This window comes from Chondromyces crocatus (genome assembly GCF_001189295.1).
Classification (GTDB): Bacteria; Myxococcota_A; Polyangia; order Polyangiales; family Polyangiaceae; genus Chondromyces; species Chondromyces crocatus.
This window is the reverse complement of record NZ_CP012159.1, coordinates 5,893,144-5,906,089: the sequence shown is the minus strand read 5'-3', so window position 1 is coordinate 5,906,089 and position 12,946 is coordinate 5,893,144. Positions and strand designations below refer to the sequence as shown.

Genomic DNA, 12,946 nt, shown 5'->3' with positions numbered 1-12,946 from the left:
GTTTCGCTTCGCTGGCGTCGGCACCGGGCGTCTCGCTGGCGTTGCGCTTCTCGTCGGCGTGCGGCTTCTCGTCCGTGCGCGGCTTCCCGTCCGTACGCGGCTTCGTTTCGTGCGTGGCGTCATCGCCCCTGGTGGGCTTCTCGTCGCTCTTGCTCACGAGGTGGCGCTCCAGTCGGTGTGGAAGTCGCCTTCGCGGTCGAGGCGCTTGTAGGTGTGGGCGCCGAAGAAGTCGCGCTGGGCCTGGACCAGGTTGGCCGGGAGGCGCTCGCGGCGGAGGGTGTCGTAGTAGGAGAGCGAGGCGCTGGTGGCGAGGGTGGGGATGCCGGCCTCGGCGGCAAGGGCGACGACCTTGCGCCAGCCAGTCTGGCGGCCAGCGAGGTCCTTGGCGAGGGAGGGGTCGAGGAGGAGGTTGGGCAGCTCGGGATCACCAGCGAAGGCGGCCTTGATGCGGCTGAGGAGGCGGGCGCGGATGATGCAGCCGTCCTGCCAGATGCGGGCGATCTCGGGGAGGTCGAGGTTCCACTTCCGCTCGCGGGAGGCGAGGCGGAGGAGGTTCATCCCCTGAGCGTAGCTGCAGAGCTTGGAGGCGTAGAGGGCGTCGCGCACGGCGTCGATCAGGGCCTTGCGGTCGAAGCCGGCGAGCACGCGGCCGGCGTCCTTGGGGTCCGGGCCGGCGAGGATCTTGGCGATGCGCAGGCGGCCCGCCTTGTCGGAGGAGAGAACGCGGGCGTCGACGGCGCTGGCAATGGTGGGGATGGCGGCGTTGAGGGACGCGGCGTCCTCGACCGTCCAGGTGCCGGTGCCCTTCATCGAGGAGGCGTCGAGGATGGCATCGAGGAGCTGGCCCTGGCCCTCGGGGTCACGGACGGTGAAGATGTGGGCGGTGATCTGGACGAGGTACGACTCGAGTTCGCCCTCGTTCCAGGCGGAGAAGGCCTCGGCCAGCTCGTCGTTGGAGAGGCCGCCGATCGTCTTCAGGACATCGTAGGCCTCGGCGATGAGCTGCATGTCGCCGTACTCGATGCCGTTGTGGATCATCTTCACGTAGTGGCCGGCGCCACCCGGGCCCATGTAGGCGACGCAGGGGCCGTCGGCGTGCTGCGCGGCAATCTTGGTGAGAATGGGCGCAAGGGCTTCGTAAGCGGCGCGCTCGCCGCCAGGCATCATCGAGGGGCCGTTGCGGGCGCCCAGCTCGCCGCCGGAGACGCCCATGCCGAAGTACCGGATCCCCGCCGCGGACAGCTCTCGCTCGCGGCGCTCGGTGACGGCGAAGTGCTCGTTACCGGCGTCGACCAGGATGTCGCCCTCCTGGAGGTGGGGTTTGAGGGCGGCGATGGTGTTCTCGACGCCGATGCCCGCCTTGACGAGCATCAGGATCTTCCGCGGCCGTTTGAGAGAGCGGGTGAACTCCTCGACCGTGGTGCAGGCAGCGACTTCCCTGCCCTGCGCATGGGCAGCGAACGCCTTCACCGGGTCGGAGTGGCGGTTGTAGACGGCCAGAGAGAAACCCTTGTCCGAGATGTTCAGCGCCAGGTTCCGGCCCATGACGCCGAGCCCCGCGACCCCGATGTCCATTTCTGTCGTCATGCTTTGCTCCCTCGCTGAAGGCGGTACCACACGGGGCGCCCCGGCTCCACCGAGCGGGCCCCGTCACGCACGCGCCCGGAGCCGGCGGCGCCCATGCTGGGAGGCCGGATGCGCCCCCGCCCGGGAGGCCGGATGCGCCCCCGTCGGCAGGCCGGATGCTCCCATGCTGGGAGGCGGGATGCGCGCAGAGGGCGTGTGGGAGCGCTGGACGACCAGGCGACGTCGCGACTAGGCTACGCGGCGATGGCGGTCCCTCCGCTCCCTCGTGTGCGTGTCCCCCACCCGCATGTCCGCTGCGACAGCCAGGTGCTCGCCGGTAGTCCGCACGTCGCTGGCTCCCGGGTGCCGGTGCGTCGGCTCTGGGCGTGGCATCGCGGTGGTGCCTCGGTGGAGACGCTGCTCAAGCGCTACCCGAACCTGGGCGCGGCGCGCATCCTCGATGCGCTCGCGTTCGCCCACGACAACCTCGATCTCATCGAGGCCGACCTGGCGCGCGAGCAGGCTTTGTTCGAGCAGCAGGGAGGTCCGACGGTCGGCGCGCGGCCGCTCTCGCAGCTCACGCTGCCGTTCCTCGACGCAGAGGCTCCTCTGAGCAAGGCGCCCCGCGCGACCGCGACGCGCCCTGCGACGGCGCGCGCAGATGCAGCCGCCGACGCCACCGTGACACCGCACGCGACGCCCTCGGCCACGCCCTCGGCGACGCCTCCCGCAGCCGCCGACACGCCGAGCGCCCCCGGCGCCGCTGGTGCGTCACCCCCCAGTCGGGGGGGTGGCGGTCAGCGCGCTCGCAGTGGCCGCCGGTAGGCGTGTCATAACGGCCCGGACGCGCCGGTTGCTTCTTTACAGCCCCCTTCAGTTGGGGCATACGGCCCGCACTGGGACCTGCCGCGGCGCAAGGGCCGCTCGGGGTGAGCGCTGGGGGTGTCGGCGCAAGGTAGGCCGCTGTCCTCTGCCTCTGGACGCGCGACGGGTTTTCCAGGCTGCATTGCTTGTGGGGTGCCCGAGGGGCGCCGGAGGGTTTAGGCAGATGAGCGTCAATCGTTGGAAGTTGGTGACCATGCCCGTGCTCATGCTCGGCCTGGCGTCGCCGTTGCTCGTGAACTGCGGCTCGCTGCCGGCCCTGCCGGGCCCCCTGGGCGATGTCGCTGCAGCCGCTGGTGGCTGTCCCGAGATGGAGACCGGCAGCTTCGCCGACCTGAAGTTCCAGGGCGGCGCCGCGGTCGAGGGGAAGGTCAAGGGCTTCCTGGAGGCCGCCTTCACGCTCGACAAGGTCGTCACCGAGATGGAGGCGAGCCTCATCGCTTCCTGCGGCCAGCTCGGCAAGGACCTCGGCATGTCCGAGGAGGAGCTGAAGGTGGAGCCGGGTGGTGGCAAGGGCGCGGAGAAGCTGTGCTCCGCCGTGGCCGCCAAGGTGACCGCGATGCTCCAGGCGAACGCGGAGGCGCAGATCGCCGTCGAGGTGGATCCGCCGAAGTGCTACGTGCCGATCGACTTCATGACGAGCTGCCTCGGTGACTGCGGATCGCCCGTGTCGCCCGGCAAGCTCGAGGCGAGCTGCAAGGGCGGCGAGATCGCCGGCACCTGCGAGGCCGAGTGCAAGGGCTCGTGCAACGTCGAGGCGGGCGCCGCGTGCAACGGCACCTGCAAGGCGAGCTGCGAGGGCAAGTGCGAGGCAGGCTTCTCCGGAACCTGCGGCGGCAAGTGCGATGGCAAGTGCGACGGCAAGAACACCAAGGGCAAGTGCGCCGGCAAGTGCGAAGGCAAGTGCGACGCCGAGGCTCAGGGCACCTGCTCCGGGACCTGCGACGGCAAGTGCTCGGGCTCGTGCGAGATGAAGGCGAGCGCGAAGTGCGACGGCACCTGCTCCGGCGGCTGCTCGGCCGAGGTGAAGGCGCCCAAGTGCACGGGTGACTTCGAGCCCCCCAACGTGGACATCAGCTGCCAGATGCAGTGCACCGCGAAGGGCGCGGCGGAGTTCACCTGCGATGCGCCGAACGTTCGCGTCGTTGCCAAGGGCAAGGCGAACACCGACGTGAACAAGCTGATCGCGGCGCTGCAGACGACCCTGCCGGCGATCGTGAAGATCCAGCTCGGCACCGGGAAGAAGCTCGCCACGACGGTGGCCGGCGTCGTCAAGTCCGGCGCGGAGATCAAGGATGTGGCCCTCAAGGCCGGCGGCAAGGCGATCGCCTGCATCGCCGTCGCCGTCGAGGCGTCGGCCAGCGCGTCCGCGTCGATCGACGTGAACGTGAAGGCGAGCGCGAGCGTCGGCGGCTCGGTGGGCACCGGCGGCTGAGCCTGTCGTCCTGAACGTCGAACGGCGGTCCTCCGGGGCCGCCGTTTCGTTTTTGTGGCGCGACAGCTTCGAGACGCGCCAGCTTCGAGGCGCGCCAGTGTCCGCTCGGCCCCACGGTGCAGCGCGCGGGCGCGGGCGCTCACGTCACGCGTGAGGCGCTGCCGGAGCGATGCCGAAGTGTTAATGAGGGTCGCTTGTCTCGATTGCGCGCGCTCATCGATCTCCGCCGCGGGGATGGTCCCATCGTCCTGCCCGCTGCAGGTGTGGCCTTCCTCGGCGTGGGGGCGATGTCGCTCGCCGGGATCGCGGCCGACACGCTGTTCGTCTCGGCGTTCGATCTGGGTCAGATCTCGCGCTTCTACGTGGTGACGTCGGCGGTGCGCTTCGGCGCGGCGCTCGGGTACGCGGCGCTCTTGCGGCGCTTCGAGGGGCCGCGGCTCGACGGGGCGCTGCTGCTGATCACGGCGATGTCGGTGGCCGGGGCGGCGCTGCTCAGCCAGAGCGCGACGGGCGCGCTGCTCTACGCGATCTGTGTGGGGCTCCTGGTGCTGCCGCCGCTGCTCCCGCTGATCACGTTCCGCGCGGTGTCGAGCGCGCTGGAGTCGCGGCAGGCGCGGCGGCTGTTGCCGCTGGTGGCCGCGGCGGCGACGGTGGGGGTGATCGTGGCGAGCGCAGCGGTACCGACGCTGGCCGGGCTGCTGGGGACGCCCGGGGTGCTCTACGCCGGGGCGGTGCTCGCCGCGCTGGCGGCGCCACTGCCGACGGTGCTGGCGGAGCGCGCGCCACCGCGGCAGTCGCAGGCGGAGCCCCCCGGGAAGCTCTTGCGCGCGCTGGTCGACATGCGGCGCGATCTGGTGGAGTCGCCCGTGGTGGGGGTGGTGCTCGCGGGGGTGCTGCTGGGGGCCATCGCGGCGAACCTGGTGGACTATGCGATGAAGGCGGCGCTGAAGGCGCGCTACGAGCGCGAGGAGATGGCGGCCTTCCTGGGGACGTTCGGGGCCGCGACGAACCTGCTGATCCTGCTGGCGCAGCTCTTCGGGTCGAGCCGGTTCACGGCGCGCTTCGGGGTGCGGATCTCGATGCAGGCGCTGTTCGCGTCGCAGGTGGCGATGGGCGCCGGGCTCGGGCTCGCGCCCGGGGTGGTGTCGGCTGCGATGGCGCGGCTGTCGGAGAACACGTTCCGCTACGCGCTGTCGGCGCCGGTGGAGGATCTGCTGCTGACGCCAGCACCTCCTGCAGCACGGGTGCGGGCGAAGGTGCTGGCGAAGGGGCTCGCGAACCCGCTCGGCGGGGTGCTGGTGGGTCTGCTGCTCGCCGCGTTCGGCGCCGCAGGGCCGCCACCGCTCGCGCTGGGGGCAATCCTGGCGCTGACGGGCGCGGTGGGGATGCTGGCCGTGGCGAGGGCGCGGCGGGCCTACATGGCAGCGCTGGCGCACGCGCTGGGCGAGGGGCAGATCGAGGAGGAGCTGTCGCCCCAGACGGCGCAGGCGCTGGGGCGCGAGCTGTCACAGACGCTGCACCGGCGGGTGGGGCGGCGGGACGTGGAGGGGGCGTCGCGGCTGCTGGCGGTGCTCGACGATCGGTTCTTCTCGATGGACGAGGTGGCGCACGCGCTGCGGGCGCCGCAGGCGGAGATCCGGCGGGCTGCAGTGGCGGCGGCGGTGCGGGTGGGGCGGCCCGGGGAGGGGCCTCGGCTGCTGGCGCTGGCCGATCCGGATCCGGAAGACGACATCGAGCAAAGCTTGCTCGCAGGCGCGCGGGCGCTGGGCGGCGGCGCGGATCAGGCGCGGCTCTCGCTGGCGCTCGATCGGGGTCGGTCGGGGGCGAGCGCGGAGAAGGCGCGGCTGTGGGGGGAGGCGCTGGTGGGCCTCGGGGGGATCGCGGTGGCCAGCGGGGGGCGGGGGTCGTCGCCGTCGTTCGCGGTGGCAGCGTTCTCGGGGGCGCCGCAAACGCCCGTGGGGCAAGCGGCGGTGGTGGAGGTGCTGCGGCAAGAGGCGCTGGTGCCCGGGTCGCCTCGGCGCGCGGCGGCGTTGTGGGCGCTGGGTGAGCTGCGGGCGCGACAGGCGCACCGGGAGGTGCTGCTGTCTCTGGGGTCGTCGGATCGGGCGGTGTTCGCGGCGGCAGCGCGGGCGGCGGTGCTGATCGAGGCGCGGGGGGCCGTGGCGGCGCTGCTGGGTCGGTTGACGACGGGGTCGGAGGTGCGGGCCGTCACGGAGGCGCTCTCTCTGGCCGGTCCCGAGGCGGTGGGCGACCTGATCGCGGCGCTGCCGACGACGCGCGGTCAGGGGGCCGCGGTGGCGACGTCGGTGGCGAGCGGGTCCGCGCTGACGGGCTCGGTGCGCGCGGCGCGGGTGCTGGCGCGGCTGGGCCCGGAGGCGTGCGCCGAGGTGCTGGTGCGGTACGCGGAGCTGGGCTACCGGGCGCGTAACGCCGTGGCGCGAGCACTGGCGACGGTGTCCCGGAGGACCGGGGAGGCCGTGGATCCGGAGCTCGTGCTGCAAGCGATGGAGATGACGCTGGAGTACGCGGAGTCGCTGGCGCTGCTGTACCCGATGACGCTGTTCGGGAGGCTCTCGCCGAAGCGGGCGTCGGCCCCGGATGGGCTGCGCGAGGAGACGCGGGGCCTTCTGCGGCGGGAGGTGCGCTACCGGATCGAGGAGACGTCGGCGCGGCTTCTGGATCTGGCGGCCGTGATGGGCGATCGGGAGCTGATCACGCGGGCCCGGGCCGCGCTGGCCGAGGGGGCGCGGGAGCGAGGTCACGGGCTGGAGCTGCTGGAGACGATCCTGCCGCGTCCGCTGGCCGCTCGGGCGGTGGCGTTGCTGGAGATCGACTGGGCGACGCCGCTGCCGACGGGCGGGAAGCCGCCACAGCTCGACGGCTGGCTGGAGAAGTGCCGGAATTTCGACGCAGGCGCGCTACCTTCGTCGCATCCGATGGCGACGGTGCTCGAGAAGGTGGTCGTGCTGGTGGACTCTTCGCTGTTCAAGGGGTTGAGCGGGGAGGAGCTGTACCCTGTCGCGGAGATCGCCGAGGCGCTGGAGTACGAGTCCGGCGAAGAGGTGGTGCGGGAGGGAGATCCGGGCGACGCGCTGTTCGTGGTGGTGGAGGGGCGCTTCCAGGTCGAGCGGCGAGGGGCGGCGGTGCGGGCGCTGGAGCCCGGGGCGGTGTTCGGAGAGGTGGCGCTGCTGGACGGGGCGCCGCGCGCGGCGACGGTGGTGGCGACGACCGAGGGGAAGGTGCTGCGCATCCCGCGGGCGGAGTTCGAGGGGTTGCTCGATGAGTCACCCGAGCTGGCGCGGGGGGTGATCCGGACGCTGCTGGGGCACCTGAGGGCCGCTGGGGCCGCGGGGTAGGCCCGCGGTCACGGTGTGCGGCGGAGGTGGTTCCCCCCGTGCGAGTCGCGCCTTGTAGGAGGCTGGGGGTGCATGGGACGGGGTGGAGGGGGCTTGGTGGCGTGGAGGAGTGCCTCGGGGTGGAGGGGTTGCTCGCGGGGGTCACCGAGGTGGGAGCGGAGGGGTGCGGCGGGGGAGAAGCAGGGTGCAGAGGACCTGGAGCACGAAGGCGATGCAGAAGAGGGTCACGACGGTCGTGTGTTCGCGCATCACGACGTCGCGCTCGGTGCGCTCGCTGAGCAGCAAGCCGAGCATGCTCACGCCGGCGATGCCGCCGACGTAGCGCATCGTGGAGGAGACGCCGGCGGCCATGCCGCTCTTGTGACGGGGGACGTCGCTCATCGCGGCCGACTGGGTGGGCGCGGAGACGAGGCCGAAGCCGGCGCCGAGCAGCGCGAGGGCAGGCATGGCGTCGGTGAGTGAGTCGAGGCGACCGATGCCGAGCAGGATCATGCCCGTGAGGTTGAGGAGGCTGCCAGTCATGGCGACGGCGCGAGCGCCGAAGCGCTCCGAGGCTCGGCCGCCGAGGGGGGAGGTGACGACCATGGCGCCCATCATGACCACGAGGGTGTTGCCTACATCCTGTTTCCCCGAGGAGAACAGCCGTGAGGCGACCTGGGGGAGCTCGAACATGACGGAGTACATGGCGACGCTCTGGAGGGCGACGATCAGGGTCCCTGCAAGGAATGCACGGCGTCGGAAGAGGGAGAAGTCGATGACGGGATCGGAGACGCGGCGTTCCCAGAGGGCGAAGGGGATGAGGCCCAGCATTCCCAGCAAAGCCGCCCAGCGGAGCGGGGCGTTCTCCATGCCGAGCACGAGGCCGATGAGGGAGGCTCCGAGCAAGAAGGAGCCGACCAGGTCGAAGGGCGCTGGCGCCGTCGTGCCCTTCCCCTGCCCTGCTGCCGTCGCGAGGGGCTGCGCCGCGCTCTCGGGGGCTGATGTGGAGGGCTGGGAGTTGGGTGCGCTGGGCTGGTCTTTGGCGGTCGGCTCGGACGCCCTCGCCACCGTCGGGCGGGGTGAGGAGGCCGAGGCGCCTGCCACGCGGCGGAGGAGGGCCGAGGCGAGCAAGACGGGGACGTTGGCGAGGAAGATGGAGATCCAGCCGAAGCGGGCCACGAGGAGGGCGCCGATCTTCGGGCCGAGCGCCGCGGAGATGCCGATGAGGGCGCCGAAGGCGCCGAAGGCGCGCGCGCGGGCCTCGGTCGGGAGCTCGGTGCGGAGCATGGCCATCGCGCTGGGCGTCATCACGGCAGCGCCGGTGGCCATGAGGACGCGCGAGATGATGAGCGCCGGGAGGTAGGGCATCAGGTAGGCGAGCGCGGCGCCGAGCGCGAAGATGAGCTGTCCGAGTTCCAGGCCGCGACGATGGCCGATGCGATCGCCGAGCTTCCCGCCAGGGCTCTGCAGCACGATGTTGGTGAGCATGTAGCTGGTCACCAGCCCCTGGCGGAGCACGCTCGAGTCGGCTGGCAGGGTCCGCGCCATCTCGGGCAGCGCGACGGCGATCATCGTGGAGTTGAGGGGAGCTATCGCCGTCGACAAGGCGAGCGCCGCAAGCAGCGCCAGCGGCAGGCCTGCTCTCCTGGGAAGGGCGTCAGACACGGGGGGTGCGCCGCCTGCAGGCCTCGCCCTTCACTTCGGGGGGAGTCGACGCGCTGCTCGATCGCATGAGGCCATCCACGCTCGTTTCACCCTGCCCGAGGGGAATGCCTCGGGTTCGTGCTGTCGTGGCGCGGGTGGAGGTCACCACCAATGGCAACGACTCGATGCCATTGCGTAACAGATCGGCCCTGGTGTCTCCGCGCCAAAGGGCCCTGACTGCTGCTTTTGTACGACACCAGCACACAGCCAACGGCTTGGCCAGCTCGACCGCGGGGAGGCCCTGTGGAAGGCCCCCTGAGTGAGGCAGCCCGAGGAGCCAGGTCGGAGACGCCGCCTGAGGAGCCAGGTCAGAGGTGCAGCCCGGAAGAGCGGGTCAGGGAAGCGGCGGCGGCTCGGGGACGGGCGAGGGGCGCGTGGGGGTGACGAAATCGAGTTCACGTAGCGTCCGGTCGACGATCCGCTGTACCGCCGCGGCGAGGGCTTCGCCGAGGGCGCTGACGGTGGCTTCGGCCGAGGGGGTCCCCTCGCCTGCGATGGGGCGCTCGATGGTGACGGTCTCGCGGAACCGGACGAGGTTGCCGTCGTGGAGCAGGAACATGATCTGCACGCGCCCCACGCGCCGCGGCTCGCGCACCTCTTCGAAGGCGCTCATCTCGACCTCCAGGGTGGCGGCAGGGCCAGCGATGACCTGCTGCACACGCTGACTCTCGAAGAGGGCGGCCGAGAGCTGGCGGCGCAGGTAGTGCTCCGGGAGCTCGGTCCAGCGGCGGCCGTCGTAGAAGCCCAGCTCGGTGGGAGAGTCGCGGAAGACGATGCGCTCCTTGAGGTGCTCGCTGGCGCGTACGGCCCGAAGGCGCAGCTTGTGGGCGGGGTTCGAGTCGGGCTTGTTCCGTGACGTGGGCTCGGGGTCCGGGGCGTTCAGCCGCTCGGGGTTGTAGTAACGGGGGGCGATGGGGTCGCTCTTCGTGAGCAAGGCGCACCCGGCGCTGCCGAAGGCGAGGCACGCGAGGACGCAAGCGGCGATGGGTTTGCGGAGGATCGTCATTCGGCCCCTCTCGATCGCCCCTTGAGGAGCATGTCGGAGTCGCGCTCCAGGGCGTCGACCAGCTGGCGCAGCGAGTTCGCTGCGTCCTGCACCGATCGCAGCGTCTGGTTCAGCTCCTCGACCGGGATGCTCGCCCCGTCGGCGACGTTGCTGATGTTGTCTGTGGTGCGCTTGATGCTGCCCACGAGATCGTCCTTCTCGACGCGGCCCAGGAGGCGATCCAGCCGCGCGGTCGCCGCAGCGATGGAAGAGACCGTCTTCCCTGCCCCGTCCCCGAGCTTGGCGGTGTTGAGGTCCTCGATGCCCTTGTGGGCGGACTTGAGGAGCATGTCGACATTGCCGAGCGTGTCACCAACGCGTTTGGGCAGATGGGTGTCGTCGAACTCGGCGACGATGCTGTTCACGCGAGCGATGAGCTTCACGAGCTGCTCGGACAGCTCGGGCATGTTGTGCATCACCTTGATGAACGATTCTTCGATGTTCTTCAGGGCGGAGGCCGCAACCGGGATGGTGTTGGACGGCGGTTCGAACGGCAGCGGATGCTCGGGGTACTGATCCACCGGGAAGAAGTCGATCTGCAGGAACTTGACGCCGGTGACGCCGGCCGAGGCGAGCTGGACACGCCGCTCGGTCGGGCCGAGGCTCCTGGCGTCGGAGTCGCCTTTCCGGAGGCCGAGCTGCTCGGGGACGTTGCTCCCGATCTGGTACTCGACGGCGACGTGGCGCTGGTCGGCGGCGACCTCGATCTTCGACACCGTCCCGATCGTCACCCCGCGGAACTTCACGGGAGAGCTGATCTCGAGCCCCTGGACCGACTCGTCGAAGAACGACACGTAGGTGCTCGTCGATTTGCCGAGCGACTTGGCGCCCAGATAGATGAGCGTGACCATGGCGATGGAGACGCCGAACACGACGAAGAGGCCGATCTTCCAGTGGTTGGCCGAGTTCATGTCCCCTCCCGGTTCGTTCGGTTGAAGAAGCTGTGGACCCGCGGGTCGCGGCTCTCGTCGCGCAGCTGGCGGGGATCGCCGCGGGCGATGATGCTCTTGCTCTCTTTGTCGAGCATCACGCATGTCTTCACGATCTTGAAGATGCTCTCCAGCTCGTGGGTGACGATGACCACGGTGAGGCCGAGAGAGCGGTTCAGGGTGAGGATCAGCTCGTCCAGTTCGAACGAGCTCACCGGATCCAGGCCTGCCGAGGGCTCGTCGAGAAAGATGAGGTCCGGTTCCAGGGCCATCGCCCGGGCGATGGCGGCGCGCTTCTTCATGCCGCCGGAGATCTCGGAAGGCATGTGGTTCTTGACGCCGCCGAGGCCGACGAGCTGCAACTTGGCGCGGACGATGGCATCGATCGCGTCATCCGGGAGATCGGTCCACTTCCGGAGCTGAAGGGCGACATTCTCGCCGACGGTCATCGAACCGAACAGCGCGCCCGACTGGAACATGACGCCGTATTTGGGCCTGCCCACCTGGAGGCGCGGGGCGCCGATCCCCTGGATGGTGATGCGCCCCCCCATCGGGGTCTCGAGGCCGACGAGGTAGCGGAGCATCGTGGATTTTCCGCAGCCGCTGCCGCCGAGGATGGCGAAGATGTCGCCGCGCTTCACCTGGAACGAGGCGTTCTTCTGGAGGATGTTGTCCCCCCAGCCCATGGTCAGGTCGTCGACCTCGATGCGCGGCTCGCTCATAGGCCCAGTGCGTAGAACACGACCGTGAAGGCCGCGTCGATGAGGATGAGGGAGAACAGGATCGCGACCACCGACGACGTCGTGCGTCGCCCCACACCTTCCGCACCTCCCGCCGTGGCCAGGCCCTGCTGACACGCGACCAGCGCGATGGCGAAGGCGAAGAAGATGCTCTTGATCACGCCCGACATGACGTCCCACGCGCTGACGGCCTTCTGCGTCTCGAGCAGGTAGCCGACGGGCGTGAGGTCGAGGCTGAACACGCCGACCAGGAGCCCGCCGAACATGGCGATGGCGTCGGCGATGAGGGTGAGCAGGGGCATGACCAGCATCAGGCCCAGGATGCGCGGCAGCACCAGGTAGCGCACGGGGCCAAAGCCCATGGTGCGAAGCGCATCGATCTCCTCGGAGACCTTCATCGTCCCGATCTCCGCGGCGAAAGCCGCGCCAGACCTACCGCAGACGATGATCGCAGCCATCAGGGGACCGAACTCGCGCGCCACCGCCAGGCCCACGAGATCGGCCACGAAGATGTTCGCGCCGAACTGCTTGAGCTGGACCGCCCCCTGAAAACCCATGACGAAGCCCACCAGAAAATTGATGAGCAGGATGATGGGGAGCGCGTCGGCCCCGGCGCGCTCCATGATGGGGAACACACCGCTCCAGTTCATCGAGCTGGGATTGCGGAGGACACCGAAGATCGCCAGCACGAGCTCGCCGACGAACGAGAGCACCGCCTTCACTTCGGTGATGATCGCGACTGTGGCCCGCCCGATCTGGGAGAGCATCCCTTCGGTCCGAGGCTTCGTGCGGAGATCGACCTTGTCGGGTGTGCCGTAGAGGCCGAGAACGTCCGCGACCGGTCCCTTCGCGCCGCGGATCTCGCTCTCCACCTCGCGGGCCTGGAGTTCGCCGACGAGCTGAAGCAGCAGGGCCATCACGCCGCCCTCGATCTCGCGCACACCGGAGAGGTCGATGTCGATCGTGCGCGCTGCTCCGGCGGCCGCTATCTGCTTGCGCAGGGCTCGCCAGAATCCGGCGGCGTCCCGCAGCAGCAGGTCACCCGAGATGAAGATTTCCGCCGTCGCCTCGCCGCGGGCCACGAGCTCGATCTGGAATCCCGTGCTCACGGCCTCGTCGCGGGAGCGCGTCGTTCCAGCGTCGGTGGCGGTGGGAGCCGTGGGCATGAGTTATCGAAGCAGGCCAAGAACGGTTGCAGGCCGAGAACTGTTGCGACTTCCTGCACCTTGGCGTGGTGCATGCCGTGCCGTCAATCTCTGGCGCGCTGCGGGCGCCCCCTCAGCACGACCTGGTCCAGCCACCAGGGGGGG

At 70.4% G+C, this 12,946-nt stretch carries 9 protein-coding genes; 3 read left to right on the top strand and 6 right to left on the bottom strand.

What is annotated here, in order from left to right:
* Positions 1-153 precede the first annotated feature (153 nt).
* Entirely contained in the window at positions 154-1,587 is a 1,434-nt protein-coding gene (gndA, locus tag CMC5_RS21625; protein WP_218920024.1) for an NADP-dependent phosphogluconate dehydrogenase, read from the bottom strand.
* Between the two features lie 243 nt (positions 1,588-1,830).
* On the opposite strand from gndA, the gene CMC5_RS47730 reads away from it, so the two are divergent.
* The 3 genes from CMC5_RS47730 (at position 1,831) to CMC5_RS21610 (ending at position 7,239) form a co-directional block, all read left to right on the top strand.
* Positions 1,831-2,391, top strand: a complete 561-nt coding sequence (locus CMC5_RS47730; protein ID WP_245677682.1) for a DUF433 domain-containing protein — start codon at positions 1,831-1,833, stop codon at positions 2,389-2,391.
* Positions 2,392-2,614: 223 nt separating this feature from the next.
* Complete coding sequence (locus CMC5_RS21615) at positions 2,615-3,883, top strand: hypothetical protein (RefSeq protein WP_245677681.1); 1,269 nt, start codon at positions 2,615-2,617, stop codon at positions 3,881-3,883.
* A 194-nt stretch (positions 3,884-4,077) separates the two neighbouring features.
* A complete protein-coding gene (locus CMC5_RS21610; protein WP_156338772.1) occupies positions 4,078-7,239 on the top strand; it encodes a cyclic nucleotide-binding domain-containing protein in 3,162 nt (1,053 codons plus the stop codon).
* 141 nt (positions 7,240-7,380) lie between these two features.
* On the opposite strand, the gene CMC5_RS21605 is transcribed toward CMC5_RS21610, so the two are convergent.
* The 5 genes from CMC5_RS21605 to CMC5_RS21585 all read right to left on the bottom strand — a co-directional run bounded on the left by CMC5_RS21605 (position 7,381) and on the right by CMC5_RS21585 (position 12,802).
* Positions 7,381-8,883, bottom strand: coding sequence for an MFS transporter (locus CMC5_RS21605; RefSeq protein ID WP_050432192.1), 1,503 nt, complete (start codon positions 8,881-8,883; stop codon positions 7,381-7,383).
* A 373-nt stretch (positions 8,884-9,256) separates the two neighbouring features.
* A complete protein-coding gene (locus CMC5_RS21600; protein WP_050432191.1) occupies positions 9,257-9,928 on the bottom strand; it encodes an ABC-type transport auxiliary lipoprotein family protein in 672 nt (223 codons plus the stop codon).
* Entirely contained in the window at positions 9,925-10,878 is a 954-nt protein-coding gene (locus CMC5_RS21595; protein WP_050432190.1) for an MlaD family protein, read from the bottom strand. Before CMC5_RS21595 ends, CMC5_RS21600 begins: the two co-directional genes overlap by 4 nt.
* Positions 10,875-11,618, bottom strand: a complete 744-nt coding sequence (locus CMC5_RS21590; RefSeq protein ID WP_050432189.1) for an ABC transporter ATP-binding protein — start codon at positions 11,616-11,618, stop codon at positions 10,875-10,877. The genes CMC5_RS21595 and CMC5_RS21590 overlap by 4 nt, the downstream gene beginning before the upstream one ends.
* Positions 11,615-12,802 carry an ABC transporter permease gene (locus CMC5_RS21585; protein ID WP_050432188.1) on the bottom strand — a complete coding sequence of 396 codons (1,188 nt, stop codon included), beginning with the start codon at positions 12,800-12,802 and terminating at the stop codon, positions 11,615-11,617. Before CMC5_RS21585 ends, CMC5_RS21590 begins: the two co-directional genes overlap by 4 nt.
* Between the last annotated feature and the right edge of the window lie 144 nt (positions 12,803-12,946).